Raw genomic sequence first — 25,220 nt, forward strand, 5'->3', positions numbered from 1 at the left:
ACATCGGCGATTCTCATTAAGTTAATCATTTTCATACGGGTTTTCCCGGCATTTTTCAATGCGTGCATTAGCGCGCACTCGCACATTCAAATTCCTTCAAAACGCTTGCCCCACGCGGTTCTCGTCCGCTACACTCGCGATTCACCGACCGTGTGGTCGGTATATAGAAATCGTAAAATCGTGCCGGTGAACAAAACACATTTACGGGGCATATCAATGAAGTTGGCTTTACGCTGGATCTCGACGGCGGCATTCGTCGCGAGCGTTTCCGCAGTGATAAGTACGCAGGCTTTCGCAGACGTAAAAATTGGTGTGACGTTGTCCGCCACGGGCCCGGCTGCATCGCTGGGAATTCCGGAAAAGAACACGATTGCGCTGCTGCCGAAAGAGATCGCCGGGCAGAAGATGGAATACATCGTTCTGGACGATGCGACCGATTCCACGCAAGCCGTCAAGAACGCCCGAAAGCTGACCAGTGAAGATCACGTCGACGCCCTGATTGGTTCCACGGTAGTCCCGAATTCGCTCGCAATGATTGACGTGGCGTCCGAGACCTCCACGCCCATGATCTCGATGGCCGCGGCGGCCACGATCGTCGAACCGATGGATGCCAAACGCGCGTGGGTATTCAAGACGCCGCAGAACGACATCCTGATGGCGACCGCCATTGCGCAGCATATGTCGAATCATGGTGTGAAGTCGGTGGCGTTCATTGGTTTCAGCGACGCCTACGGCGAAAGCTGGTTCAAGGAATTCACCAAGGCCGCCGATCTCGCGAAGATCAAGGTGGTCGCGAACGAACGGTTTGCGCGCAACGATGCATCGGTGACCGGGCAGGTCCTCAAGATGATGTCGCAGAATCCGGATGCCGTGCTGATCGCGGGTGCGGGCACGCCGGCCGCGTTGCCGCAAAAGACGCTGAAAGAGCGGGGCTACAAGGGCAAGATTTATCAGACGCACGGCGTGGCGAACAACGACTTCCTGCGTGTGTGCGGCAAGGATTGCGAAGGCACGTTCCTGCCAGCCGGGCCGTTGCTGGTCGCGGCGCAATTGCCTGATTCGAACCCGGTGAAGAAAGCGGCGCTGACCTATAAGCAGGCTTATGAAAGTGCCTACGGCGCGGGTTCGGTGTCCACATTCGGCGGTCACGCGTGGGACGCCGGTTTGTTGCTGCAACGGGCCATTCCGATTGCGTTGAAGAAGGGACAGCCGGGCACACAGGCATTTCGTGAAGCGCTGCGCGCGGCTATCGAAAGCACGAAGGATTTATCCGGCTCGCACGGGATCTTCAACATGAGCGCGAACGATCACTCGGGACTCGATCAGCGTGCGCGCGTGATGGTGGAGATTGTCGGCGGGCAGTGGAAGCTCGCCAAAGACTGACGGCGGCCCACACGACGATATGAACCGACCAAAGGCGCGTTGCTTCGAACGCGCCTTTTTTTCGGGTTTTCATGTGCTCGGCAGTGTTGGCCTGATGTGATGGCTAGCGCTGAGGGAAAACGAGCCTAGGCATGGGCAACGACCGAAAATAGATTGAGCGGCATTTAATCAAGGACCGCACGACAAAGATTCATAACAACTCGCAGTAGCGTACAAGGCGTGCGCGATGGCATAGCGTCTGGAGACGATGCAATGAAAAAGACTAACGCGTGGAAGTGGCAGGGAAGACTGACGAGCGCGGCGCTTGGCGTGGCGCTCGCCTTTAGTGCCGGCGCGGCGTTCGCGCAGGTGAAGATTGGCGTGACGTTATCGGCAACGGGGCCGGCGGCATCGCTTGGGATTCCCGAGAAAAATACGATCGCGTTGTTGCCGAAGGAGATCGGCGGGAAGACTGTGGAGTACATCGTGCTCGACGACGGTTCGGACACCAGTCGCGCAGTGCAGAACACACGCAAGCTGATCGATGAAGATCATGTCGACGCCATCATGGGCTCGACCGTCACGCCGAACTCGCTTGCAATGCTCGACCCCGCCAGCCAGGGCAAGACGCCGATGATCTCGCTGGCCGCATCCGCCGCGATCATCTCGCCGATGGACGCCAAACGCTCATGGGCGTTCAAGACGCCGCAGAACGACAGCCTGATGGCCGACGCGATTGCCGAGTATATGGAGAAGCACGGCGTGAAGACGGTTGGCTTTATCGGCTTTGCGGATGCGTACGGCGATGGCTGGTATAGCGTGTTCAACACTGCGGCGGCCGCGCACAACCTGAAGATCGTCACGAACGAGCGCTTTAATCGCACGGATACCTCGGTTACCGGCCAGGTGCTGAAGACCATGAGCGCGAATCCGGACGCGGTGTTGATCGCCGGTGCGGGCACACCGTCCGCGTTGCCCGCCAAGGCGCTGAAGGAGCGCGGTTACAAGGGCAAGGTCTATCAGACGCATGGTGTGGCGAACAACGACTTCCTGCGCGTGTGCGGCAAGGATTGCGATGGCGAACTGCTGCCGGCGGGGCCGATCCTGGTGACTGATCAATTACCGGACAGCAATCCGGTGAAGAAGTCGTCGCAGGCTTATAAGGCAGCGTATGAGAAGGCGTACGGAGCAGGGTCGGTCTCCACGTTTGGCGGCCACGCATGGGACGCGGGTCACATGCTCGAGCAAGCCATTCCCGAAGCGCTCAAGACGGCTCAGCCGGGCACCGAAGCGTTCCGTGCAGCGCTGCGCACCGCGCTGGAAAACGTGAAGGACCTGCCACTCGCGCATGGCGTGATGAACACCACGCCGACCGATCACAACGGCCTCGACAAGCGCGCTCGCGTGATGGTGCAGATTGTCGACGGCAAGTGGAAGTTGCAGAACGACTAGCTGTGACATGGACCGCTTGCCCGCCGGCAATTTGGCGCGTTAGCGTTCCAACGTTCAGCGTTCCGGAGTTTCAACCATGGCCTGAGGCTGCATTTTTCTCGCAGCGTCGGGCCATGTTTCGATGGGCTGGCCCGGCAGCCCCAGTTGCAGGATGCTCCTAAAGAGGAAGTATGGACTTATCGATTGCGGCGATTCTCGCGCAAGACGGCATCACCACGGGCGCGATCTATGCATTGCTCGCGCTCGCGCTGGTCCTCGTGTTTTCGGTGACGCGTGTCATCTTCATCCCGCAGGGCGAGTTTGTCGCGTACGGTGCGCTGACGCTGGCCGCGCTGCAAACGCAGAAGCTGCCGGCAACCTGCTGGCTGCTGATTGCGATGGGCGTGGGGTGCTTCGTCGCGGAGGTCGCGGGCATCGTGCGGCATCCGTCGCGACACCGGCACATAGGGCGCACGCTTGCCGTTCTGGCTGGCAAATATCTGCTGTTCCCGGTGGCGGTCTATGCGCTGACGCAAAGCGTGCTGATGCAGCCGCTGCCCATGATCGTGCAGGTCGCGCTCGCGCTGCTGATCGTGATTCCGATGGGTCCGTTTGTCTACCGGTTGGCCTACGAGCCGATCGCCGAAGCCAGCACGCTGCTGCTGCTGATCGTGGCGGTCGCCGTGCATTTCGCGATGGTTGGCCTTGGCCTCGTCATGTTCGGCGCGGAAGGGTCGCGCACGACCGCGTTCTCCGACGCCACGTTCAATCTCGGCAGCGTGTCCATCTCCGGGCAGAGTCTCTGGGTGGTCGGGACGGCCGCGGTGCTGATCGTCGCGCTGTATCTGTACTTCGACCGCACGATTTCGGGGAAGGCGCTGCGCGCGACCTCGGTGAACCGGCTTGGCGCGCGCCTGGTGGGCATCGGCACGACGCAGGCTGGACGGCTTGCCTTCACGCTCGCGGCCGGCTTAGGCGCGCTTTGCGGCGTCCTGGTGGCCCCAATCACGACCATCTACTACGACTCGGGCTTCCTGATCGGCTTGAAGGGGTTTGTGGGCGCGATCGTGGGCGGATTGGTGAGTTATCCGCTCGCGGCTGCGGGTTCGCTCCTGGTCGGGCTGCTGGAATCGTATTCGTCGTTCTGGGCGAGCGCGTACAAAGAGGTGATCGTCTTCACGCTGATCATTCCGGTGCTGCTGTGGCGGAGTCTGGCAAGCCCGCATTCGGACGAAGACGAGGAGTGACGCGATGAAATTCGTCATGCGAAACAAGTTTTTCTGGGTATTCCTGCTGGTCGTATTCGCGCTGCCGGTGCTGCCGCATCCGATCCATACGCCCGAATACTGGATCACGCTGCTGAACTACATCGGTTTGTATTCCATTGTCGCTATCGGGCTCGTGCTGCTGACGGGCATTGGCGGGATGACGAGCTTCGGGCAAGCGGCGTTCGTGGGCGTGGGCGCTTATTCAACGGCCTACCTGACGACGCAGTTCGGCGTGTCGCCGTGGCTGGCGTTGATAGTGGGCGTGGTGCTGACGGCGTTGATCGCGCTTCTGCTGGGCATGGTGACCATGCGGCTCTCCGGCCATTTCCTGCCGCTCGGGACGATCGCGTGGGGACTGTCGCTGTTTTTCCTGTTCGGGAATCTCGAATTTCTCGGCAAATACGACGGTATCAACGGCATTCCGGTGCTCAACCTGTTCGGATGGCATCTCGAATCCGGGCGGTCGATCTACTACCTGATCTGGGTGGTCGTGCTGCTGTCGGTAATATCTGTTCAGAATCTGCTTAATAGTCGGCCGGGGCGGGCGATTCGGGCGCTGCGCGGCGGCGGCACGATGGCCGAAGCCATGGGCGTGAATACGGCGTGGATGCGTGTGGTGATTTTCGTCTATGCGGCGGTTCTGGCTGCGATCTCGGGCTTCCTGTATGCGCATCTGCAGCGCGCAGTGAATCCGACGCCATTCGGTCTGAATCATGGCATCGAGTTCCTGTTCATGGCGGTGGTCGGGGGCGTGTCCCACGTCTGGGGTGCGGTATTGGGCGCGACAATCCTCACCGTTCTGCAGGACTACCTGCAGACCTTGCTGCCCAAGCTGCTTGGGTCGAATGGCAATTTCGAGATCATCGTGTTCGGCGTATTGATGGTCTTGCTGCTTCAATACGCACGGCAAGGGGTCTGGCCATTCGTTGCGCGGCTTTTCCCCAGTGGGCCGCGCGCCCGTGCCCCTGAGCACGCGGAAGCGCTGCCGCAACGCCCGAAGCCAACTCTTGGTGAACCCTTGCTGGTCGTGGATAAAGCCCGTAAGCAGTTCGGCGGTCTGGTAGCGGTAAACGATGTCAGTTTCCAGGTGAAGGCGGGCGAGATCATCGGCTTGATTGGACCGAACGGCGCGGGAAAGTCGACGACGTTCAATCTGGTCACGGGTGTGCTGCAAGCCACGAGCGGTTCGATCACCTTCCACGGCGAACGTATTGATGCACTGTCTTCACGTGAAATCGTCAAGCGCGGTATTGGGCGGACGTTTCAGCACGTGCGCTTGCTATCGGGAATGACGGTGCTGGAGAACGTGGCAATTGGTGCGCACCTTCGTGGCAAGACTGGCGTCTGGCGCAGCGTCGCGCGGCTGAACGCAGCAGAAGAAGGGCGTTTGATGGCGGAAGCGGCGAAACAGATCAAGCGCGTCGGTCTGGAAAAGCATCTCTACGACGAAGCCGGGAGTCTGGCGTTAGGACAACAGCGGATCCTGGAGATCGCTCGCGCTCTGTGCTGCGATCCGACTTTGCTATTACTGGACGAACCTGCTGCAGGTTTGCGCTATCAGGAGAAACAGCAGTTGGCGGAACTGCTGCGGCGCCTGAAGGGCGAGGGCATGAGCATCCTGCTGGTGGAACATGACATGGATTTCGTGATGAATCTGACTGACCGGCTGGTGGTGATGGAGTTTGGAACCCGGATTGCAGAGGGATTGCCCGAGGATGTCCAGAAGGATCCTGCGGTGTTGGAAGCTTACCTGGGTGGGGTGGACTGATGGCCGATGCAATTCTTCAAGTCGCTGGTTTGTCCGTCCGTTACGGCAAGGTTGAGGCGCTCCACGAGGGAAAGCTCACCGTTGGGGCTGGGCAGATTGTCTCGGTGATTGGTCCGAACGGCGCCGGCAAGTCCACGTTACTCAACGCAATCATGGGTGCGTTGCCTTCAACCGGTTACGCGAAGGGAACAGTGCTCTATCAGGGCGAAGATATTTCTACGCTGGCAATCGAGAAGCGTGTTTCACGTGGAATGTGTCTTGTACCGGAGAAGCGTGAGTTGTTCGCGAGCATGACAGTGGAAGACAACCTGGTTTTGGGCGCATATCGGCGAAAGCGCGCTGGCGAGCGCAATTTCCTCGATCAACTCGATCATGTATTCGAGTTGTTCCCGCGCCTGAAGGAGCGCCGCAAGCAGGCGGCCGGAACGTTGTCGGGCGGGGAGCGGCAGATGCTGGCGGTCGGCCGTGCACTGATGGGCAAACCCGATTTGCTGATGCTGGATGAGCCTAGCCTCGGGTTGGCGCCGTTAATCGTGAAGGAAATCTTCCATATCATCAGCGCGTTGCGGCAAACGGGCGTCGCTACATTGCTGATCGAGCAGAATGCACGCGCAGCGCTACAGATCTCCGACTACGGCTATGTGCTTGAGACAGGTGAATTTGCAATGGAAGGTGTAGCTAGTGAGCTGGCGCACGATCCGAGGGTTATCGAAACGTATTTGGGGTTGGCCAAGAGGGTGGCATAGGACCCTTCGACTTCAGCGAGTTTTGATGGCGTGTTTCACGTGAAACACGCCATTTTTTTATCTGGAGCGTGTCGCTCGCGGTCTGGCTCGGAACCGGAATGTTATTTAAGCGACTTCGCGCTCAGCGAGCAACACGGCTCAAAGCCCCTTATTCCCAACGAATATCGATGTTGTGTTTCACGTGAAACACATCATTTTTTCGCGTTAGCCGTTTAGCCTGAATCGCAGCAAAAGCTAACCGGATATAATTCTTCGATATCTCTTTCGAAGGTCCGCCACATCGCGCGGGAACCCATGCTTTATCCAACTGAATTCGATGTGATTGTCGTCGGTGGCGGTCACGCTGGAACTGAAGCCGCATTAGCCTCGGCCCGAACGGGCGCGGCTACGCTGTTGTTGACCCATAACATCGAAACACTCGGTCAAATGAGCTGCAATCCCTCGATCGGCGGGATTGGGAAGGGGCATTTGGTTAAGGAAATCGACGCGCTTGGCGGCGCAATGGCAGCGGCAACCGATGAAGCGGGTATCCAGTTTCGAATTCTGAACTCATCAAAAGGGCCGGCAGTCCGCGCCACACGGGCGCAGGCGGATCGGGTTCTGTACAAGCAAGCGATTCGGCATCGGCTAGAAAATCACCCCAATCTGTGGCTGTTTCAGCAGGCCGTGGATGATTTAATCGTCGAGGGCGACCGTGTTGTCGGCGCTGTAACCCAAGTTGGCGTGAAATTCCGCGCGAAAGCGGTTGTATTGACAGCCGGCACCTTCCTCGACGGAAAAATTCACGTGGGTTTGAATAACTACACGGGCGGCAGGGCAGGTGATCCGGCGGCTGTGTCTTTGTCGGCGCGGTTGAAGGAGCTTCAACTCCCTCAAGGACGGCTCAAAACGGGTACGCCGCCGCGTATCGATGGCCGGACCATCGACTATTCGAAGCTTGAAGAACAACCGGGCGATCTTGATCCAGTGCCCGTGTTCTCGTTCCTCGGTCGCGTTGAGCAGCATCCGCGGCAAGTGCCGTGCTGGGTGACGCATACCAATGAGCGCACGCACGACATCATTCGTGCCGGTCTGGATCGCTCGCCGATGTACACAGGCGTGATCGAGGGTGTCGGGCCACGCTATTGCCCGTCGATTGAAGACAAGATTCACCGGTTTGCATCTAAGGATTCGCATCAAATCTTCCTGGAACCCGAAGGCCTGACGACAAACGAGTTCTACCCGAACGGTATTTCCACGAGTTTGCCGTTCGATGTCCAGCTCGAATTGGTCCGCTCGATGAAGGGGCTGGAGCACGCGCATATCCTGCGGCCAGGCTACGCGATCGAATACGATTACTTCGATCCGCGGGCGCTCAAGGCATCGCTGGAAACCAAAGCAATTGGTGGCCTGTTCTTCGCCGGACAGATCAATGGCACAACCGGCTACGAGGAAGCTGCTGCACAGGGCTTACTCGCGGGCCTGAACGCGGCGTTGCAAGTTGCCGGCAAGGATGCGTGGTGCCCGCGTCGTGATGAGGCGTATTTGGGTGTTCTGGTCGACGATCTGGTCACGCAAGGCGTGTCGGAGCCGTATCGGATGTTTACTAGTCGCGCGGAATATCGCCTGTCGCTGCGTGAAGATAACGCCGATATGCGTTTGACCGAGGCGGGCAGGGCGCTGGGCATCGTGGATGACACTCGCTGGAACGTGTTTAACGAAAAGCGCGACGCTGTTTCACGTGAAACACAGCGCCTGAAATCGACCTGGGTTAACCCTAAAACATTACCGACCGAAGAAGCCATCGCACTGCTCGGTAAGCCGATTGACCACGAATACAGTTTGGCGGATTTGCTGCGCCGACCGAGTATCACGTACGCGGACGTTTGTGCGTTGCGGAACCACACGTCAGGCCCGGAAACGCCGCTGGCTCAAGATCCGGTCTTGCTCGGCCAAATCGAGGAGCAGATCGAGATTGCGGTGAAGTATCAAGGCTACATTGACCGTCAGGCTGGTGAGATCGAGCGTAATGGCACGCACGAAAACACGCGCCTGCCGGAAGCATTTGATTACGCGGAAGTACGCGGGCTTTCCTTCGAGGCTCGCCAAAAGCTGATGCAACACCGTCCGGAGACGATTGGCCAAGCGTCGCGTATCTCGGGCATCACGCCAGCCACCATCTCCTTGCTCATGGTGCATCTCAAGCGGGCGATGGGCCGGCGCGACAGCGCCACAGGTCAGGCCGGGGCGTCACATAGCAGAGCCGGGCGCGGCGGCGCTCGCTCCGTCTCGTGATGCAGCGTGACGCCGGGGATACCGGACTACCAGCGCTGCTTAATGAAGGAATCGAGCAACTAGGCATTGCCGTCACCAGCGCGCAGCGTCAGAAGTTGCTCGACTACGTGGCCTTGCTGGGTAAGTGGAACGCGGTCTACAACCTGACCGCGATTCGCGACCCACGTCAGATGCTGATTCAGCACATTCTTGATTCTCTCGCGATCATTCCGTTTATCACTCGCCGTCCCGGGCCTCAGTCAGCGCTCGATGTTGGCTCCGGTGGCGGTTTGCCCGGGATCGTCATGGCGATTGTCCTGCCCGAGTGGCAAGTCACGCTGAACGACATTGTTCATAAGAAAACGGCCTTCCAATCGCAGGCAAAACTGCAACTTGGATTGACTAATCTGTCGGTTGTAACCGGGCGTGTCGAGAATCTGCATGCAGGTGCGGAAGTCCCAGGTCTTTTCGATGTAATCGTGTCGCGTGCGTTCGCAGAGCTCTCCGACTTCGTTACACTTGCGCGTCATCTGGTTGCCGGCAACGGCCGCATCTGGGCGATGAAAGGAATCAGGCCGGATGCCGAGATCGCCCGGCTTCCCGCCGGCACGAAAGTCTGCTCTATCGAACGCCTCCGCGTCCCCATGCTCGACGCCGAGCGCCACCTGATCGAAATTGAAATCGGAGCGGCCCCACATTGAACACTGCAGTCGACATCTCACGCGCGCCTGAAATCCAGTCAGAAAAAAAGGGACACATCACGATGGCAAAGATCTTCTGCGTCGCGAACCAGAAGGGCGGTGTCGGAAAGACGACGACAGCAGTCAACCTCGCGGCGAGCCTGGCGGCGCTCGACCAGCGCGTCTTGCTGATCGACCTGGACCCGCAGGGCAATGCCACCATGGGAAGCGGTATCGACAAAGCGGCGGTCGAGAACACCGTGTACGACGTGCTGGTCAACAGCGTGACGGTGCGTGATGCCTGCACCCGTACGGACGCAGTCGGCTACGACGTTGTGCCGGCTAACCGCGAACTCGCGGGGGCGGAGGTGGAACTGGTCGGCGTGGAAAACCGCGAACGCGTGCTGCGCAAGGCTTTGACCGAGGTCGAAAGCGACTACGATTTCATCCTCATCGATTGCCCGCCGGCTTTGTCGCTGCTTACACTGAACGGTTTGTGCGCCGCCCATGGCGTCGTTATCCCGATGCAGTGCGAGTATTTCGCCCTCGAAGGCCTGTCTGACCTGGTCAACACGATCAAGCAGGTCCATGCGAACCTCAACCGCGACCTGAAGGTGATCGGATTGTTGCGCGTCATGTTCGATCCACGCATTACGTTGCAGCAACAAGTATCGGATCAACTGAAACAGCATTTCGGCGACAAGCTCTTCGACGTCGTCATTCCCCGCAATGTCCGTCTGGCCGAGGCGCCCAGTTACGGTTTGCCGGGTGTCGTGTTTGACCGGGCGTCGCGTGGCGCGCAGGCGTATATCCAGTTCGGTACGGAAATGATCGAGCGCGTACGCGCGCTTTAACGGACACAGCGTCAAGATGGCAGAACGAGGAAGCAAGATGAACGCAACGATGAAGAAGAAGGGCCTTGGGCGTGGGCTGGAAGCCCTGTTGGGTGGTAGCTCTGACATCACCGAAGCCGTGCGCAGCGAAGGGTTGCCGAGCGTTCTACGCCTCGACGTCATGCAAGCCGGCAAGTACCAGCCGCGTACGCGTATGGACGAAGGTGCGTTGCAGGAACTTGCCGCCAGCATCCGGGCGCAGGGCGTGATGCAGCCGATCCTCGTGCGTTCGATTGGCGACGACCGGTACGAGATCATCGCCGGCGAGCGGCGGTTCCGGGCTGCGAAACTCGCAGGTCTTGACGAAGTGCCGGTGCTCGTGAAGAACGTGCCGGATCAGGCCGCTGCGGCCATGGCGCTGATCGAAAACATCCAGCGCGAGGACCTGAATCCGCTGGAAGAGGCGCAGGGCATCCAGCGTCTCCTCGATGAATTCGATTTCACGCACGAGCAAGCGGCAGAATCAGTCGGGCGTTCGCGTAGCGCAGTATCGAATTTGCTCCGCCTGCTTAACCTGGCCATGCCGGTTCAAACCATGTTGCTCGCTGGCGATCTCGACATGGGCCACGCCCGTGCGCTGCTCGCCGTCGATGCCGCCACGCAGATCCAGTTGGCCAACCAGGTGGTCAACCGGCGCATGTCGGTGCGCGAGACTGAAAAGCTGGTTTCATCGACAACCAGGGAAGCGCCCGCTACGAAAGCGCGCGCGGCGAACGACGGCGGCCGCGACACGCGCCGGCTTGAAGAGGAATTGTCCGACCTGCTGTCGGCGAATGTGAAGATCAAGATGAGCGGGCGAGGGCGCGGCAAGTTGCAAATCGATTTCGGCAACCTCGATGCGCTCGAAGGCATTTTGGGACGGCTGCGCACGGGCACCGGCAACGGCAAAGCGGAAACTACGGACAACGTATCTGCGGCGCAGGCGTAGGCCGATGCAGTCTCCCGCGGACGCCAGGTCCGTCCAGGCGAATTTTTTGGCCAAAACATGGGCTCTCGTTACCAAAGAACCCGTGCTGGTGATTCTGATTGTGGCGCTCATCGCGCTGCAAGTCCTGCATCCGAAGCCGTGGGCGTCGCTACCCGGGTTGATCGACTGGCAGACCGTGCTGACGCTTGCCGGCTTGCTGATGTTGACCAAGGCGGTGGAGCTGTCGGGTTTCCTGATGTGGATGGCGCACCGCGTTGTACATCGGATTCATGGTGAACGCGGACTCGCGTTTCTGCTGATCGGCCTTGCTGCAGTGCTCTCGACTTTGCTCACCAACGACGTCGCGCTGTTCGCCGTCGTGCCTTTGACTCTATCGCTGCACAAGCTCGCACCGCTCCCCATCAAGCGGCTGGTGATTTTCATCGCGATCGCGGTGAATGCCGGGTCAATCCTGACGCCGCTCGGCAACCCGCAGAACCTGTTCCTCTGGCAGACGAGCGGCGTGTCATTCGGCGGGTTCGTGTGGGCGCTGCTGCCCTTATGTGCAGCGCTCATGGTGATGCTTTACGCGCTGGCCGCCGTGATGTTTCACAACCGGACGCTCGATCTTTCCGGCGATACCGAAACGCATCCCGTCGATATCCCGCTCTGCACGGTAGCGGGCGTTGCGTTCATCGCGTTCGTCATTCTCGCCGACGCCCACTATGCCGGTATCGGCCTGGCCGCCGTTGCACTAGGCTTCCTGTTGTGGCGACGTCAGGTCGTGTTGAAGATCGACTGGTTGCTGTTGCTGATCTTCGTGCTGATGTTCATCGTGCTGCGCAGCGTGGCCGCGTTGCCATGGGTGAATCACGCAATCGCAAGCCTTGGCCTCGATTCGCCACTCAAGGCGTATGCGGCCGGCGCCGTGTTGTCCCAGGGAATCAGCAACGTTCCGGCGGCAATCATGCTCGCGGAGTTTTCGAAAGATTGGCGAGCACTGGCGTTCGGTGTGAGCGTAGGCGGATTTGGCATCGCGATTGGTTCGCTTGCCAATCTGATTGCCGTTCGACTGTCGGGTGAACGTGGCATGTGGGGTCCGTTTCACCTCATCTCGATTCCGTTCTGGATCGTCGCAGCGGCTGCCGGAGCATGGCTCGTTTGATCACATGAAAATGGTGCGATGCACGCAATGCGATCCGTGTCCTGCTGAAAAACGACGTGAAACCACTGCACATCCGGCGTCAATCAAACTCGTTGTCGGTACAAGCGAAATCTCCTTTCAGAGACGTATTTTTAAGGCTTGGCCGCGTGTTTTTTGATGGCCCTAAGCTATTGAATCTGTGACAACAATCGCTTACAATCCCCCGGATTTATCAGCTTGGCGACCCCGAAAGCGCAACGTAAGTATGTGGCTGAATCCAGCCACAAATGCACGGCAATGCGGACGATAAATGCGGACGGTCGATGCGCAGGTTGCAACTGACTTTAGTGAGATGTGTGATGGCGGTGCGAGAGCAGGATCGAGCGCCGGAAGGCGGGCAAGATGGGCGCGATTCACGCCCTGCCGCTGATTTGATCGGACACAAGACGTCCGGTTCAACGCCCAACTCCACTTCTTCTGGTCAGTCGAGCCGTGCATCGGATCATCCGTTTGAGGATTCGTGGGACGCCGAAGCGCAAGATAACAAGACTGTTCCGCTTACGCGGGCAGAGGCGGAGACGCTGTTTGGTCCCGGAGTGAGTCGTCCATCGCGTGTCACGCCGTTCAAGGTGGTGGCGGCGCAAATGGTTTTATCCCTGTGTGCGACGTTGGCATGGTGGCTGTTCTACAGTCCACCGGGCGCTGCTGCGCTGTCAGCGTTCCTCGGGGGAGCGATTTGCTGGGTGCCGAGCGCATTGTTCGCAGCACGTTTGAAAGCGAAGAGCGGTGCCGAAACCATCGCAAGCTGGGTGATCGGCGAAGCAATCAAGATGGGCGCGACCATCGGCATGTTCGTAGCGATCGCGTACGGTTTCAAAGGCGTGCTGTGGGTGCCGTTGCTGGTGACGTACCTCATCGCGTTGAAGACGTACTGGATCGCGATGGCCTGGAAATAAGGCGCGCTAAGCAGCCTGCCTACCAGGCTTTACGCGCCAGGTAAGTGAAGTGCCAACGGTATCAGAGCAAAATAATACGTGCGGATTTCATGTCCTGCACGCGGGCCCGTGCCCTGCGAACCGCCAACGAAGTGGCGGCTCGAGGATCACGCGGGCGGCGGAAGATTTTCGACAATTTGGGTGGCTTTAACGTTATGGCAGCTAGCGAAGGAACGCGCGCGATGGATCCGTCGGAGTACATCGCGCACCACTTGCAGAATCTTTCCACCTCGCAACAGACGTCGATTTTCGACATCCACGTCTGGAATCTCGACACGTTGTTCTGGTCGATCTTGTGCGGCATCGTCACGATCATCATTCTTGGTCTGGCAGCGCGCAAAGCAACGTCCGGCGTGCCGGGACGTTTCCAGTGCGCCATCGAGATGCTGGTCGAGATGGTTGAAGACCAGTCGAAGTCGATGATCCACGGCAGCCGCCGCTTCATCGCACCGCTCGCACTCACCGTGTTCGTGTGGGTCGCGCTCATGAACTCACTCGACTTCATCCCCGTTGACTTGCCCACGCGCGTGATCGGCTGGCTCGGTCTGTCGGAGACGTTCCCGCACATGCGCGTGGTCCCCACGGCTGACCTGAACGGCACGCTCGGCATTGCTATCGGCGTGTTCGTGCTGATGATTTACTACAACTTCAAGATCAAGGGCGCCGGCGGTTTCATTCACGAACTGCTGTCCGCTCCGTTCGGCGCGCATCCGCTGCTGTGGATCCCGAACCTCGCACTCAACATCATCGAGTTCGTCGCCAAGACGGTTTCCCTCGGCATGCGGCTGTTCGGCAACATGTACGCAGGCGAACTGTTGTTCCTGCTGATCGCGCTGCTCGGCAGCATGTGGCACTTCGGCGCGGACGCCTCTGTGCTCGGCTTTTTGGGCCACGTAGTTGCAGGGACGGTTTGGGCGATCTTCCACATTCTGATCGTGTTGCTGCAGGCGTTTATTTTCATGATGCTGACGCTGGTGTATCTCGGCCAGGCGCATGACTCGCACTAAGAATCAGGGAAGGCTCACGGTAGTTCGGTAAAACGCTGCAGAACGCCGCAGCGGTGAACCAAAAGTCAGCAGAATCGTATCGAGTTTCAATTTTATAAATCTAGTTCCAAAGTCTTTTTCACATAGGAGTAGTCATGAACGCTTTCATCGCCAACATCCAGGGTCTGACCGCCATCGGTATCGGCATCATCATCGGCCTGGGTGCAATCGGCGCCTGTATCGGTATCGGCCTGATGGGTGGCAAGTACATTGAAGCGTGCGCTCGCCAGCCGGAACTGATGAACCCGCTGCAAACCAAGATGTTCCTCTTGGCTGGTCTGATCGACGCGGCGTTCCTGATTGGCGTTGGTGTGGCAATGCTGTTTGCGTTCGCGAACCCGCTGCTGTCGAAGCTCGCCGCAGGCTGAGGTTCCTCGGAAGTGTGCGCTCGAGCTTTCAAGCTACGAGCGCAGGACGGAACGTGCGACGGCGCTTAATCGATGCAAGCTTCGATCAGGCGCCTTGCCGTTTCACTCTCCGGATTAGCAACGTTTAAGGAAACACCGTGAATCTCAACGCAACCCTGTTTGCGCAAATGGTCGTGTTTCTGATCCTCGCGTGGTTCACGATGAAGTTCGTGTGGCCGCCGTTGATCAACGCCCTGGATGAGCGCTCGAAGAAGATCGCCGACGGCTTGTCAGCCGCCGAAAAGGGCAAGGCCGAACTCGAAGCCGCACATAAGCGCGTCGACCAGGAACTCGCGCAAGCCCGTAACGACGGCCAGCAGCGTATTGCGGATGCTGAAAAGCGCGCAGTCGCAGTCGCCGACGAAATCAAGGCTAACGCTCAAGCTGAAGCTGCGCGCATCATTGCACAAGCAAAGGCCGACGCAGACCAGCAAGTCGTCAAGGCGCGCGAAGCATTGCGCGGCGAAGTCGCGGCGCTGGCCGTGAAGGGCGCCGAGCAGATCCTGAAGCGCGAAGTCGATCAATCGGTTCATGCCGAGATGCTGAATCAACTCAAAACCGAGCTCTGATCATGGCCGAACTTGCAACCATCGCACGACCGTACGCAGAAGCCGTATTCCGCGTGGCCGAAGCGGGTGAGCTCGCCGCCTGGTCCGACTTCGTCGAGGAGCTGGCTCAGGTTGCGCGTCTGCCTGAAGTGCTGTCCATCGCGACGAGCCCGAAAGTGAGCCGCGATCAGGTCAGCGAGCTGTTGTTGACGGCGGTGAAATCACCGCTCGCGCAACAGCCGGAGGCCAAGAACTTGGTGCGGATGCTGGTGGACAACCACCGGCTGACGCTGATGCCGGAAATTGCCGTGCAGTTCGACGAGCTGAAGAATTCCCGCGAAGGTGCGGCCGATGCGCTGATTGTCAGCGCATTCCCGCTGGAAGGCGCACAGTTGACCGACCTTGTCGCGAATCTCGAACGCAAGTTCCACTGCAAGCTGAAACCTACTGTTGAAGTCGATAAGTCGCTGATTGGCGGTGTTCGCGTGACGGTAGGCGACGAAGTACTCGATACCTCGGTCCGCGCGCGTCTCGCGAGCATGCAGACGGCTCTGTCCGCCTGACGCGCTTTTGCGCCGGCGCACGTAAAGAATTGACTATCAGGAGTGACTAATGCAACTCAATCCCTCTGAGATCAGCGAGCTGATCAAGAGCCGGATCCAGGGCCTGGAAGCGAGCGCCGATGTTCGCAACCAAGGCACTGTGATTTCCGTGACCGACGGTATCGTGCGTATTCACGGTTTGTCGGACGTGATGCAGGGCGAAATGCTCGAATTCCCGGGCAACACCTTCGGCCTCGCGCTGAACCTCGAGCGCGATTCGGTTGGCGCCGTGATTTTGGGCGAATACGAACACATTTCGGAAGGCGACATCGTCAAGACGACGGGCCGCATTCTTGAAGTGCCGGTGGGTCCGGAACTGCTCGGCCGTGTGGTCGATTCACTGGGCGTGCCTATCGACGGCAAGGGTCCGGTCAACGCAAAGATGACCGACGCGGTCGAAAAGATTGCACCGGGCGTGATCTGGCGTAAGTCGGTTTCCGAGCCGGTTCAAACGGGTCTGAAGTCCATCGACGCAATGGTGCCGATTGGCCGTGGCCAGCGCGAGCTGATCATTGGCGACCGCCAGTGCGGCAAGACGGCCGTGGCCATTGACGCGATCATCAACCAGAAAGGCAAGAACCTCTTCTGTATCTACGTTGCTATCGGTCAGAAAGCCTCGTCGATCATGAACGTGGTGCGCAAGCTGGAAGAAAGCGGCGCGATGGAATACACCGTCGTGGTCGCGGCTTCGGCTTCGGAATCCGCTGCGATGCAATACCTCGCACCGTACGCCGGTTGCACGATGGGCGAATACTTCCGCGATCGCGGTCAAGACGCGCTGATCGTGTATGACGATTTGACCAAGCAAGCATGGGCGTATCGTCAGATTTCGCTGCTGCTGCGCCGTCCGCCGGGCCGTGAAGCGTATCCGGGCGACGTGTTCTACCTGCACTCGCGTTTGCTGGAGCGTGCTGCTCGCGTGTCGGAAGACTACGTTGAGAAGTTCACGAACGGCGAAGTGAAGGGCAAGAGCGGTTCGCTGACGGCACTCCCGGTCATTGAAACGCAAGCCGGCGACGTGACCGCATTCGTTCCGACGAACGTGATCTCGATTACGGACGGCCAGATCTTCCTGGAAACCGACTTGTTCAACGCCGGTATTCGTCCTGCTATTAACGCAGGCGTGTCCGTGTCGCGAGTCGGCGGTGCAGCGCAGACCAAGGTCATCAAGAAGCTGTCCGGCGGTATTCGTACCGACTTGGCGCAGTATCGTGAATTGGCCGCGTTCTCGCAGTTCGCATCGGACCTGGACGAAGCTACACGTAAGCAACTGGAGCGCGGCCGCCGCGTGACGGAATTGCTGAAGCAGCCGCAGTATCAGCCGCTGCAAGTGTGGGAACTGGCGATCGCGCTGTTCGCCGCGAACAACGGTTACCTCGACGATCTCGAAGTTGCTCAGGTGCTGCCGTTCGAAAAGGGTCTTCGCGACTACTTGAAAACGAAGCACGCGGACGTGATCAATCGCATCGAACAGAACAAAGACTTGTCGAAGGACGACGAAGGCGCATTGCATGCCGCGCTGAAGGACTTCAAGAAGTCGGGCGCTTACTGATCCTCGTATTGGTCGAACTTTGAAGCGGCGCGGGCCGCTTTCAGAACCAACGAAGCATCCCGCGCCACTTCGATCATGGAGTAAGCAATGGCTGGAATGAAGGAAATCCGCGGCAAGATCAAGAGCGTGCAAAACACGCGCAAGATCACCAAGGCGATGGAAATGGTGGCTGCGTCGAAAATGCGCCGCGCGCAGGAGCGCATGCGCTCTGCTCGCCCGTATGCCGACAAGATCCGCGACGTCGCGGCTCATATGAGCGCTGCCACGCCTGAGTATCGCCACCCGTTCATGGTTGAGAACAAGGGCGCGAAAGCGGCCGGCATGATCCTCGTCACGACCGACAAAGGTCTGTGCGGCGGCATGAACACGAACATCCTGCGTGCTGCGCTCCTGAAGTTCAAGGAGCTGGAGCAGCAGGGCAAGACGATCGAAGCATCGGCGATCGGCAGCAAGGGTCTGGGCTTCCTGAACCGGTTGAAGGCCAAGACCGTGTCGCAAGTCACGCATCTGGGCGACACGCCGCATCTGGAAAAGCTGATCGGCGCGATCAAGGTTCAGCTCGACCTGTATTCGGAAGGCAAGATCAGCGCGGTCTATCTGGCGTTCACGCGCTTCGTCAACACGATGAAGCAGGAAGCCGTGATCGAGCAATTGCTGCCGTTGTCGGCGAGCGATTTCGCGCGCAAGGACGGCCTCGATAAAAACAGCGAGCCGGTTACGCCGAAGACATCGTGGGATTACATCTACGAGCCGGATGCGCAGACCGTCGTCGACGAACTGCTCGTGCGTTATGTCGAAGCGCTCGTGTATCAGGCAGTGGCGGAAAACATGGCATCGGAGCAATCGGCTCGCATGGTCGCCATGAAGGCTGCGTCGGATAACGCGAAGACCGTGATCGGTGAATTGCAGCTCGTGTACAACAAGAGCCGGCAAGCAGCGATTACGAAGGAATTGTCAGAAATCGTCGGTGGCGCGGCAGCGGTCGGTTGATCGCCCAAGCGTCGAATCGAACTGCGCTTGTCGCGCGAGTGAAGAATCAAGTATCTAAAGGAAATGCGATGAGTACTACTGCTTTGGTAGAAGGCAAGATCGTACAGTGCATCGGCGCGGTTATCGACGTGGAATTCCCGCGTTCCGACATGCCGAAAATCTACGACGCGCTCGTTTTGGAAGGTTCGGACCTGACGCTCGAAGTTCAGCAACAGCTGGGCGACGGCGTGGTCCGCACCATTTGTCTGGGTGCATCGGACGGATTGCGTCGCGGTACGGTGGTGAAGAACACCGGCAAGCCGATCAGCGTGCCGGTCGGCAAGCCGACGCTGGGCCGGATCATGGACGTGCTGGGTCGTCCGATTGACGAAGCGGGTCCGATCAACTCGGACATCACGCGCGGCATTCACCAGAAGGCGCCGAAGTTCGAAGAACTGTCGCCGTCTACTGAACTGCTCGAAACCGGTATCAAGGTGATTGACTTGATCTGCCCGTTTGCGAAGGGCGGTAAGGTGGGTCTCTTCGGTGGTGCCGGCGTGGGCAAGACCGTGAACATGATGGAACTGATCAACAACATCGCTAAAGAGCACGGTGGTTATTCCGTGTTCGCCGGTGTTGGCGAGCGTACCCGCGAAGGGAACGACTTCTATCATGAAATGAAGGACTCGAACGTTCTGGACAAGGTTGCGCTGGTGTACGGCCAGATGAACGAGCCGCCGGGCAACCGTCTGCGCGTGGCGCTGACCGGCCTGACGATGGCCGAGCATTTCCGTGACGAAGGTCTGGACGTGCTGTTCTTCGTGGACAACATCTACCGTTTCACGCTGGCTGGTACGGAAGTGTCGGCTCTGCTGGGACGTATGCCGTCGGCAGTGGGCTATCAGCCTACGCTGGCTGAAGAAATGGGCCGTCTGCAAGAACGGATCACGTCGACGAAAACCGGCTCGATCACCTCGGTGCAAGCCGTGTACGTTCCTGCCGATGACTTGACCGACCCGTCACCGGCGACCACGTTTGGTCACCTGGACGCAACCGTCGTGTTGTCGCGTGATATTGCTTCGCTGGGTATTTATCCGGCAGTAGACCCGCTCGATTCGACCTCGCGTCAGATCGACCCGAACGTGATTGGTGAAGAGCACTACGCCATCACGCGCGGTGTGCAGCAAACGCTGCAGCGCTACAAGGAATTGCGCGACATTATCGCGATTCTGGGCATGGACGAACTCGCGCCGGAAGACAAGCTCGCGGTTGCGCGCGCTCGTAAGATCCAGCGTTTCCTGTCGCAGCCGTTCCACGTCGCGGAAGTCTTCACGGGCTCGCCGGGCAAGTACGTGCCGCTGAAGGAAACCATCCGCGGCTTCAAGATGATCGTGGAAGGTGAATGTGATCATCTGCCGGAGCAGGCGTTCTACATGGTCGGCACGATCGACGAAGCCTTCGAAAAGGCTAAGAAGATCCAGTAAGGATCGGGTGTAACGCAGAGGGCGCTCGCTTCATCCAAAGCGAGCGCCTCGTAATACACTGGTCGAAGGGAGTCGATATGGCAACAATTCAAGTAGACGTCGTCAGCGCGGAAGAGCAGATCTTCTCGGGCCGGGCGAAGTTCGTCGCACTGCCAGGCGAAGCGGGTGAACTCGGCATTCTGCCGGGCCACACGCCGCTTATCACGCGGATTCGTCCGGGTGCGGTGCGTATCGAAGCGGAGAACGGTGACGAAGAGTTTGTGTTCGTTGCAGGCGGGATTCTCGAGATTCAGCCGGGCGTGGTGACGGTTCTTGCCGATACCGCGATCCGTGGTCAGGATCTCGACGAAGCCAAGGCGCAGGACGCGAAGAAGCGCGCTGAAGAAGCGTTGCAGAACACGGGTTCGAACCTCGAGTACGCAACCGCGCAAGCGGAGCTGGCGTACGCGACGGCTCAAATCGCGGCAATTCAGCGCCTGCGGAAACTGCGTGGTAATCACTAAAGCTTTTCGCGAGTCTGGCGAGATGAAAAAGCAGCCTTCGGGCTGCTTTTTTTATGTGCGCTCAGAACGCCAGCACATGCGCCCAGGATCCACGCGCTTCCACACAAAACTGCATAACGAACATGCGTTGATCCGCAGGTTTTTGCGGGTAAGACTCAATGCCCTGGCGCTCCCTCGCGATGCACAATTGGCCTTCCGAATCGCTTTCATGGCGCTTCGTCCTCGTCTTATCTTATAGCGCGCCATTCCACGGAGGAGACCTTCGATATGCCTACCCAACCTACGCACGCCGGGCCGCAGATCGAACCACGCGACGGCCTGTCTTATGTTCGCGGCTCGACGGATATCCCGCTGAGCGACGCCACCGTTTCCCGTCTCCTGCGCGCTACAGCCGCGACATACCCCGACCGTCCCGCGGTGATCTTCCGCGAGCAAAACATACGCTGGAGCTGGCGTGAATTTGCCGACGAAGTCGATGTCCTCGCATCCGGCCTGTCAGCGCTCGGTGTGGAAGCGGGTGACCGCGTGGGCATCTGGTCGCCGAATCGGTCGGAATGGCTGCTCACGCAATTCGCCACTGCCCGGATTGGCGCGATCCTGGTGAATATCAACCCGGCGTATCGGCTTGCGGAACTTGAGTACGCGTTGAACAAGGTCGGCTGCAAGGCGTTGATCGCGGCGGAACAATTCAAGACATCGAAGTATCTGGAGATGCTGCAAACGCTCGCGCCGGAACTGGCTACCGCCGAACCTGGTTCACTCGATGCCGCCCGTTTCCCCGGCTTGCGTGCCGTGATCCGAATGGGCGAGGGTTCGACGCCGGGCATGCTGCGTTTCCCCGATGTCATGTCGCGCGGCCGGGATCGGCTCGACACGGCGCAACTCGACGTGCTGGAATCGACGCTCAGCGCCGACGATCCCATCAACATCCAGTTCACGAGCGGCACCACCGGCAACCCCAAGGGCGCCACGCTCACGCATCACAACGTGGTGAACAACGGCCGCTACATCGCGCGCTCCATGCTGCTGTCCGAACAGGATTCGCTGTGCATTCCCGTGCCCCTGTATCACTGCTTCGGCATGGTCCTGGCGGTGTTGGCGTGCGTGTCGGTGGGCGCGGCGATGGTGTTCCCGGGCGAAGCCTTCGATCCCGCCGCGACGCTCGCCGCTGTCGATGAAGAGCGCTGCACCGCGTTGCACGGTGTGCCGACGATGTTTATCGCAGAACTCGATCTGCCGAACTTCGACAAGTACGACCTCAGCCGTTTGCGTACCGGGATCATGGCGGGATCGCCGTGTCCTATCGAAACGATGAAAAAGGTGGTCTCGCGGATGCACCTGGGCGAAATCACCATCGCGTACGGGATGACCGAAACGAGCCCAGTGTCGTTTCAAAGCTCGACCACCGATCCGCTCGATAAACGCACCACGACCGTCGGTCAGATCCAGCCGCATCTGGAGGTGAAGCTGGTCGGTCCGCTGGGTGAAATCGTGCCGGTTGGCGAGACGGGCGAACTCTGCACGCGCGGGTATTCGGTAATGAAAGGGTACTGGGGCGACGAAGAAAAAACGCGTGAAGCGATTATCGATGGCTGGATGCATACCGGCGATCTGGCGACCCTCGACCCTCAGGGATATTGCAATATTGTCGGACGTTTAAAGGACATGCTGATTCGCGGTGGCGAGAACATTTATCCCCGCGAAATCGAAGAATTCCTGTTCCGGCATCCGAAGATTCAATCGGTGCAGGTATTTGGTGTTCCAGACAGTAAATACGGCGAGGAAGTGTGCGCGTGGATTGTGCTTCGGCAAGGTGAGCATGCAACGGTGGAAGACATCCGCGAGTTCTGTCAGGGCCAGATCGCGCACTACAAGATTCCGCGGCATATCCGCTTTGTCGACGAGTTGCCGATGACGGTCACCGGCAAGGTTCAGAAGTTCATCATGCGAGCGAAGATGATCGAGGAACTGAAGCTATCGGAGGCTAAAACTGCGTGACTGCGGGTATCTACCGAGATCCACAACTGAAAATGGCCGCCGGAATAATCACGGCGACCATTTAAATCCTTACGCAAACGTTTGTACAGACGAAAAAAAAGCGGGCCTGGAGCCCGCTAAAAACCACACGCTACGGGGTTAGCGCGAGGAGACCAAGGGTGGGACAAGGCCGATACAATTTTCATCGGCCAACGACCGCAACAAACATGTCCCTGTAGGCGGGATTCGGCACCAGGCCGACCGATGAGTGCAACTAGACGTTGTAGTTCACCAACGCTGCACCCGATCACATCCGTGTTGAGACCGTTGAAGAGATTGTGGGCGAATAATCAGGGCATCACCGTAACAAAGTGTTTCAGGTTGTAACCCCTGACGCACAAGGCTCAACGATTATTCCGTCCACACTTGCCCATTATTGTGATTTACAAGCCGATATTTCGGCGGTTTTTAGAAATGCTTGCGCTGCCGAGCGCGATATGTCGATTTTAAGGACAATCAAAAACCGTCGACCCGACCGGGCGGCGAACCGCACTGGAGACAACCGCATGACCATCGACGCAGACCTTCTCGCTTACTACGCCAAGGTTGCCGCAGCGTTCCCCGAGCTGCCGGCTGATGCTGGACCAATCGCCATCCGGAGGCAGTTCCAGGACGTCGCGCGTGAGTTCGCCGCGCCGCGTCCGGCTGGGGTAGATGTTGAAGACACGGTCCTGCCGCTCGACGGACGTACCCTGCGGGCGCGGGTTTATCGGCCGGCGGGGGCCAGGAAGCCGTTACCTCTCGTGGTCTATCTGCATGGCGGCGGCTGGGTAGTCGGGGATCTTGAGACGCACGACCTGATGGTCGCGCGCTTCGCCGCGGACTCGCATTGCGCGGTGGTGAGCGTGGATTACCGGATGGCGCCGGAGCATCCGTTCCCCGTGCCTGTTGAGGATGCGCTCGACGCGCTGCTATGGCTTGCCGAGCATCGTTCGCGTCTGGGCTTCGCAACCAACCGGCTGGGCGTGGCCGGCGACAGCGCGGGCGGTCATCTTGCGGCCGTGGTTGCGCGTGCTGCGAACGACCGCGTGGCCGGTCTGGTCACGGCGCAGTTGTTGATCTATCCGGTGGCGCGTTGCCGTTTCGAAGGCGGCAGCTTTACCGCCAACGCGGAAGGGCCGGGCTTGTCCACCGAAGAGATGCGCTTTTACTGGGCCCAATTCCTCACGGCCGAACCGCCCGCCGACGACGACGTGCGCGCGTTCCCGCTCGCGCAATCCTACGATCGGACGCCGGCGCGGGCGTTGATCGTCGCCGCAGCCTACGATCCGCTCTACGACGATGCTCACGAATTTGCGCGTTTTCTGGAAGCAAATGGCGGGCGCACCGAGGTTATCGACGCGCACGACATGACTCACGGCTTCGGCAGAATTCAGGCGCATTCGAAAGCGGCGGCGGCCTGGATGAAAAAAACGTCAGCGCGCTTCGGTGAATTGTTACATGCAGCGCGTTGACTTTTCGATGCCGGGCGACATCAGCTTACGTAGAGATTACGTGAAGCTTTGAGCACGCTGAACCCGGCTTGCGTCAGCTGTTGTGCGGAAAAAAGCGGCCTGACCCCGGCCGCCTCCGCCCTCACTTCAGCCATTTATCGAGCATCGCCTGAAACTCGCCTGTCGAGCGCGACAGGTGCAGCCATTGATCGACGTATTGCTGGAACACCACGTCGCCGCGCGGCAGCAGGTACGCCTTTTCTCCGAACTGGAAAGGCTTGTCCGGATGGACCGAGCACAAGCCGGGATTCAGCTTTTGCTGGAGCAGCGTTTCGGAGGCGTCGGTGACCATCACGTCGGCTTGGCCGTCGAGGATTTGCTTGAAGATCGTCACGTTGTCCGGGTATTCGATCAGTTGCGAATGCGTGAAGAACTGCTTCGCGAACTTCTCGTTCGTGCCACCCGGGTTGACGATGGTGCGCACGCCAGGTTGATCGATTTGCGCGACGGTCTGGTATTTATCGACGTCGGCGCAGCGGACGATGGGCGTCTTGCCGTCGACCATGTACGGCTGCGTAAAGAATGCGCGTTTCTGTCGTTCGAGCGAGGTTGAAACCCCGCCGACCGCGATGTCGCACTTCGCGACGAAATCGTTCATCAGGTTCGACCACGACGTCTTGATGAACTCGGCTTTCACGTTCATCGACTGCGTGAGGTTTTGTGCGGCATCAATGTCGATGCCTTCGAACTGGCCGTCCGGCCTCAGGAACGAGTACGGCTTGTAGTCGCCCGTGGTGCAGACGCGCAGCGTGCCGCGGGCGAGGATGTCGTCGAGTCTCGATGGAGCGGGCGCGGCTGCCGGTGTGCCGGCTGGTGACGTCGCGTTGGGTGCCGCGGTGATGCTGCCGGCCTGCACGGTTTGCGCCTGCGCGCCGATGGCGAAGCCGAGCAGCAGGGCGCAAGCACCTGTGCGAAAGATACCGCGAAGCGACACGCAACCAGGGGCAAGAACTTTCATCGACACTCCTCGAAAGATTATTTCTGTCGCCGATGATATCGAAGGGGTCCGTCGTTCGCACCCTGTTTGAGGAGGATCAGGCCGGCACCTGCCGCTACCCCAAAAACCCCGGGCCATGAGTACGAACGCAAACCCCCGTCCGGTAGAATGCCCCTTTGCCCTACGCTCCAAGCC

The 25,220-nt window shown here is 59.2% G+C and carries 22 protein-coding genes; 21 read left to right on the forward strand and 1 reads right to left on the reverse strand.

What is annotated here, in order from left to right; all coding sequences use genetic code 11:
- The first annotated feature begins 216 nt into the window (after positions 1-216).
- The 21 genes from AWB69_RS19675 to AWB69_RS19775 all read left to right on the forward strand — a co-directional run bounded on the left by AWB69_RS19675 (position 217) and on the right by AWB69_RS19775 (position 24,049).
- Positions 217-1,383 (forward strand): ABC transporter substrate-binding protein, encoded by a 1,167-nt coding sequence (locus AWB69_RS19675; protein ID WP_062087752.1) that lies wholly within the window; start codon positions 217-219, stop codon positions 1,381-1,383.
- Between the two features lie 252 nt (positions 1,384-1,635).
- Complete coding sequence (locus AWB69_RS19680; protein WP_062087755.1) at positions 1,636-2,814, forward strand: ABC transporter substrate-binding protein; 1,179 nt, start codon at positions 1,636-1,638, stop codon at positions 2,812-2,814.
- Between the two features lie 170 nt (positions 2,815-2,984).
- Entirely contained in the window at positions 2,985-4,040 is a 1,056-nt protein-coding gene (locus AWB69_RS19685; protein ID WP_062087757.1) for a branched-chain amino acid ABC transporter permease, read from the forward strand.
- 4 nt (positions 4,041-4,044) lie between these two features.
- Positions 4,045-5,829: a branched-chain amino acid ABC transporter ATP-binding protein/permease gene (locus AWB69_RS19690; protein ID WP_062087759.1), complete on the forward strand. Its 1,785-nt coding sequence runs from the start codon at positions 4,045-4,047 to the stop codon at positions 5,827-5,829.
- Positions 5,829-6,575 carry an ABC transporter ATP-binding protein gene (locus AWB69_RS19695; RefSeq protein WP_062087761.1) on the forward strand — a complete coding sequence of 249 codons (747 nt, stop codon included), beginning with the start codon at positions 5,829-5,831 and terminating at the stop codon, positions 6,573-6,575. The genes AWB69_RS19690 and AWB69_RS19695 overlap by 1 nt, the downstream gene beginning before the upstream one ends.
- Positions 6,576-6,869: 294 nt before the next feature.
- Positions 6,870-8,849, forward strand: a complete 1,980-nt coding sequence (mnmG, locus tag AWB69_RS19700; RefSeq protein ID WP_062087763.1) for a tRNA uridine-5-carboxymethylaminomethyl(34) synthesis enzyme MnmG — start codon at positions 6,870-6,872, stop codon at positions 8,847-8,849.
- Positions 8,849-9,529 (forward strand): 16S rRNA (guanine(527)-N(7))-methyltransferase RsmG, encoded by a 681-nt coding sequence (gene rsmG, locus AWB69_RS19705; protein WP_062087765.1) that lies wholly within the window; start codon positions 8,849-8,851, stop codon positions 9,527-9,529. The genes mnmG and rsmG overlap by 1 nt, the downstream gene beginning before the upstream one ends.
- A gap of 62 nt (positions 9,530-9,591) precedes the next feature.
- Entirely contained in the window at positions 9,592-10,362 is a 771-nt protein-coding gene (locus AWB69_RS19710) for a ParA family protein (RefSeq protein WP_062087811.1), read from the forward strand.
- A gap of 37 nt (positions 10,363-10,399) precedes the next feature.
- Positions 10,400-11,329, forward strand: coding sequence for a ParB/RepB/Spo0J family partition protein (locus tag AWB69_RS19715; protein WP_062087767.1), 930 nt, complete (start codon positions 10,400-10,402; stop codon positions 11,327-11,329).
- A gap of 4 nt (positions 11,330-11,333) precedes the next feature.
- Positions 11,334-12,473, forward strand: a complete 1,140-nt coding sequence (locus AWB69_RS19720) for an SLC13 family permease (RefSeq protein WP_062087769.1) — start codon at positions 11,334-11,336, stop codon at positions 12,471-12,473.
- Positions 12,474-12,811: 338 nt separating this feature from the next.
- Complete coding sequence (locus tag AWB69_RS19725; protein WP_062087771.1) at positions 12,812-13,408, forward strand: ATP synthase subunit I; 597 nt, start codon at positions 12,812-12,814, stop codon at positions 13,406-13,408.
- 194 nt (positions 13,409-13,602) lie between these two features.
- Positions 13,603-14,454, forward strand: a complete 852-nt coding sequence (atpB, locus tag AWB69_RS19730; protein ID WP_062087773.1) for a F0F1 ATP synthase subunit A — start codon at positions 13,603-13,605, stop codon at positions 14,452-14,454.
- A 134-nt stretch (positions 14,455-14,588) separates the two neighbouring features.
- Complete coding sequence (atpE, locus tag AWB69_RS19735; RefSeq protein WP_047895197.1) at positions 14,589-14,861, forward strand: F0F1 ATP synthase subunit C; 273 nt, start codon at positions 14,589-14,591, stop codon at positions 14,859-14,861.
- Positions 14,862-14,998: 137 nt separating this feature from the next.
- On the forward strand, positions 14,999-15,469 hold the full coding sequence (locus AWB69_RS19740; RefSeq protein WP_050382343.1) for a F0F1 ATP synthase subunit B: 471 nt from the start codon (positions 14,999-15,001) through the stop codon (positions 15,467-15,469).
- A 2-nt stretch (positions 15,470-15,471) separates the two neighbouring features.
- Entirely contained in the window at positions 15,472-16,011 is a 540-nt protein-coding gene (locus AWB69_RS19745) for a F0F1 ATP synthase subunit delta (RefSeq protein WP_062087775.1), read from the forward strand.
- Positions 16,012-16,060: 49 nt separating this feature from the next.
- On the forward strand, positions 16,061-17,602 hold the full coding sequence (gene atpA, locus AWB69_RS19750; protein ID WP_062087777.1) for a F0F1 ATP synthase subunit alpha: 1,542 nt from the start codon (positions 16,061-16,063) through the stop codon (positions 17,600-17,602).
- 87 nt (positions 17,603-17,689) lie between these two features.
- A complete protein-coding gene (gene atpG / locus AWB69_RS19755; RefSeq protein ID WP_062087779.1) occupies positions 17,690-18,592 on the forward strand; it encodes a F0F1 ATP synthase subunit gamma in 903 nt (300 codons plus the stop codon).
- A 68-nt stretch (positions 18,593-18,660) separates the two neighbouring features.
- Positions 18,661-20,055, forward strand: coding sequence for a F0F1 ATP synthase subunit beta (atpD, locus tag AWB69_RS19760; protein WP_062087781.1), 1,395 nt, complete (start codon positions 18,661-18,663; stop codon positions 20,053-20,055).
- 77 nt (positions 20,056-20,132) lie between these two features.
- On the forward strand, positions 20,133-20,558 hold the full coding sequence (locus AWB69_RS19765) for a F0F1 ATP synthase subunit epsilon (RefSeq protein ID WP_062087783.1): 426 nt from the start codon (positions 20,133-20,135) through the stop codon (positions 20,556-20,558).
- 267 nt (positions 20,559-20,825) lie between these two features.
- On the forward strand, positions 20,826-22,556 hold the full coding sequence (locus AWB69_RS19770; protein ID WP_062087785.1) for an AMP-binding protein: 1,731 nt from the start codon (positions 20,826-20,828) through the stop codon (positions 22,554-22,556).
- Positions 22,557-23,101: 545 nt separating this feature from the next.
- Entirely contained in the window at positions 23,102-24,049 is a 948-nt protein-coding gene (locus tag AWB69_RS19775) for an alpha/beta hydrolase (RefSeq protein ID WP_062087787.1), read from the forward strand.
- Positions 24,050-24,170: 121 nt separating this feature from the next.
- On the opposite strand, the gene AWB69_RS19780 is transcribed toward AWB69_RS19775, so the two are convergent.
- Positions 24,171-25,046 (reverse strand): transporter substrate-binding domain-containing protein, encoded by an 876-nt coding sequence (locus tag AWB69_RS19780; RefSeq protein WP_082913482.1) that lies wholly within the window; start codon positions 25,044-25,046, stop codon positions 24,171-24,173.
- Between the last annotated feature and the right edge of the window lie 174 nt (positions 25,047-25,220).

The organism is Caballeronia udeis, assembly GCF_001544555.2.
GTDB classification, from domain to species: Bacteria; Pseudomonadota; Gammaproteobacteria; order Burkholderiales; family Burkholderiaceae; genus Caballeronia; species Caballeronia udeis.

Bases quoted from the DNA above. Each gene is read 5' to 3' on its own strand.
- AWB69_RS19675 (WP_062087752.1), top strand. From the start codon at position 217: ATGAAGTTGGCTTTACGCTGGATCTCGACGGCGGCATTCGTCGCGAGC.
- AWB69_RS19680 (WP_062087755.1), top strand. From the start codon at position 1,636: ATGAAAAAGACTAACGCGTGGAAGTGGCAGGGAAGACTGACGAGCGCG.
- AWB69_RS19685 (WP_062087757.1), top strand. From the start codon at position 2,985: ATGGACTTATCGATTGCGGCGATTCTCGCGCAAGACGGCATCACCACG.
- AWB69_RS19690 (WP_062087759.1), top strand. From the start codon at position 4,045: ATGAAATTCGTCATGCGAAACAAGTTTTTCTGGGTATTCCTGCTGGTC.
- AWB69_RS19695 (WP_062087761.1), top strand. From the start codon at position 5,829: ATGGCCGATGCAATTCTTCAAGTCGCTGGTTTGTCCGTCCGTTACGGC.
- mnmG (WP_062087763.1), top strand. From the start codon at position 6,870: ATGCTTTATCCAACTGAATTCGATGTGATTGTCGTCGGTGGCGGTCAC.
- rsmG (WP_062087765.1), top strand. From the start codon at position 8,849: ATGCAGCGTGACGCCGGGGATACCGGACTACCAGCGCTGCTTAATGAA.
- AWB69_RS19710 (WP_062087811.1), top strand. From the start codon at position 9,592: ATGGCAAAGATCTTCTGCGTCGCGAACCAGAAGGGCGGTGTCGGAAAG.
- AWB69_RS19715 (WP_062087767.1), top strand. From the start codon at position 10,400: ATGAACGCAACGATGAAGAAGAAGGGCCTTGGGCGTGGGCTGGAAGCC.
- AWB69_RS19720 (WP_062087769.1), top strand. From the start codon at position 11,334: ATGCAGTCTCCCGCGGACGCCAGGTCCGTCCAGGCGAATTTTTTGGCC.
- AWB69_RS19725 (WP_062087771.1), top strand. From the start codon at position 12,812: ATGGCGGTGCGAGAGCAGGATCGAGCGCCGGAAGGCGGGCAAGATGGG.
- atpB (WP_062087773.1), top strand. From the start codon at position 13,603: ATGGCAGCTAGCGAAGGAACGCGCGCGATGGATCCGTCGGAGTACATC.
- atpE (WP_047895197.1), top strand. From the start codon at position 14,589: ATGAACGCTTTCATCGCCAACATCCAGGGTCTGACCGCCATCGGTATC.
- AWB69_RS19745 (WP_062087775.1), top strand. From the start codon at position 15,472: ATGGCCGAACTTGCAACCATCGCACGACCGTACGCAGAAGCCGTATTC.
- atpA (WP_062087777.1), top strand. From the start codon at position 16,061: ATGCAACTCAATCCCTCTGAGATCAGCGAGCTGATCAAGAGCCGGATC.
- atpG (WP_062087779.1), top strand. From the start codon at position 17,690: ATGGCTGGAATGAAGGAAATCCGCGGCAAGATCAAGAGCGTGCAAAAC.
- atpD (WP_062087781.1), top strand. From the start codon at position 18,661: ATGAGTACTACTGCTTTGGTAGAAGGCAAGATCGTACAGTGCATCGGC.
- AWB69_RS19765 (WP_062087783.1), top strand. From the start codon at position 20,133: ATGGCAACAATTCAAGTAGACGTCGTCAGCGCGGAAGAGCAGATCTTC.
- AWB69_RS19770 (WP_062087785.1), top strand. From the start codon at position 20,826: ATGCCTACCCAACCTACGCACGCCGGGCCGCAGATCGAACCACGCGAC.
- AWB69_RS19775 (WP_062087787.1), top strand. From the start codon at position 23,102: ATGACCATCGACGCAGACCTTCTCGCTTACTACGCCAAGGTTGCCGCA.
- AWB69_RS19780 (WP_082913482.1), bottom strand. From the start codon at position 25,046: ATGAAAGTTCTTGCCCCTGGTTGCGTGTCGCTTCGCGGTATCTTTCGC.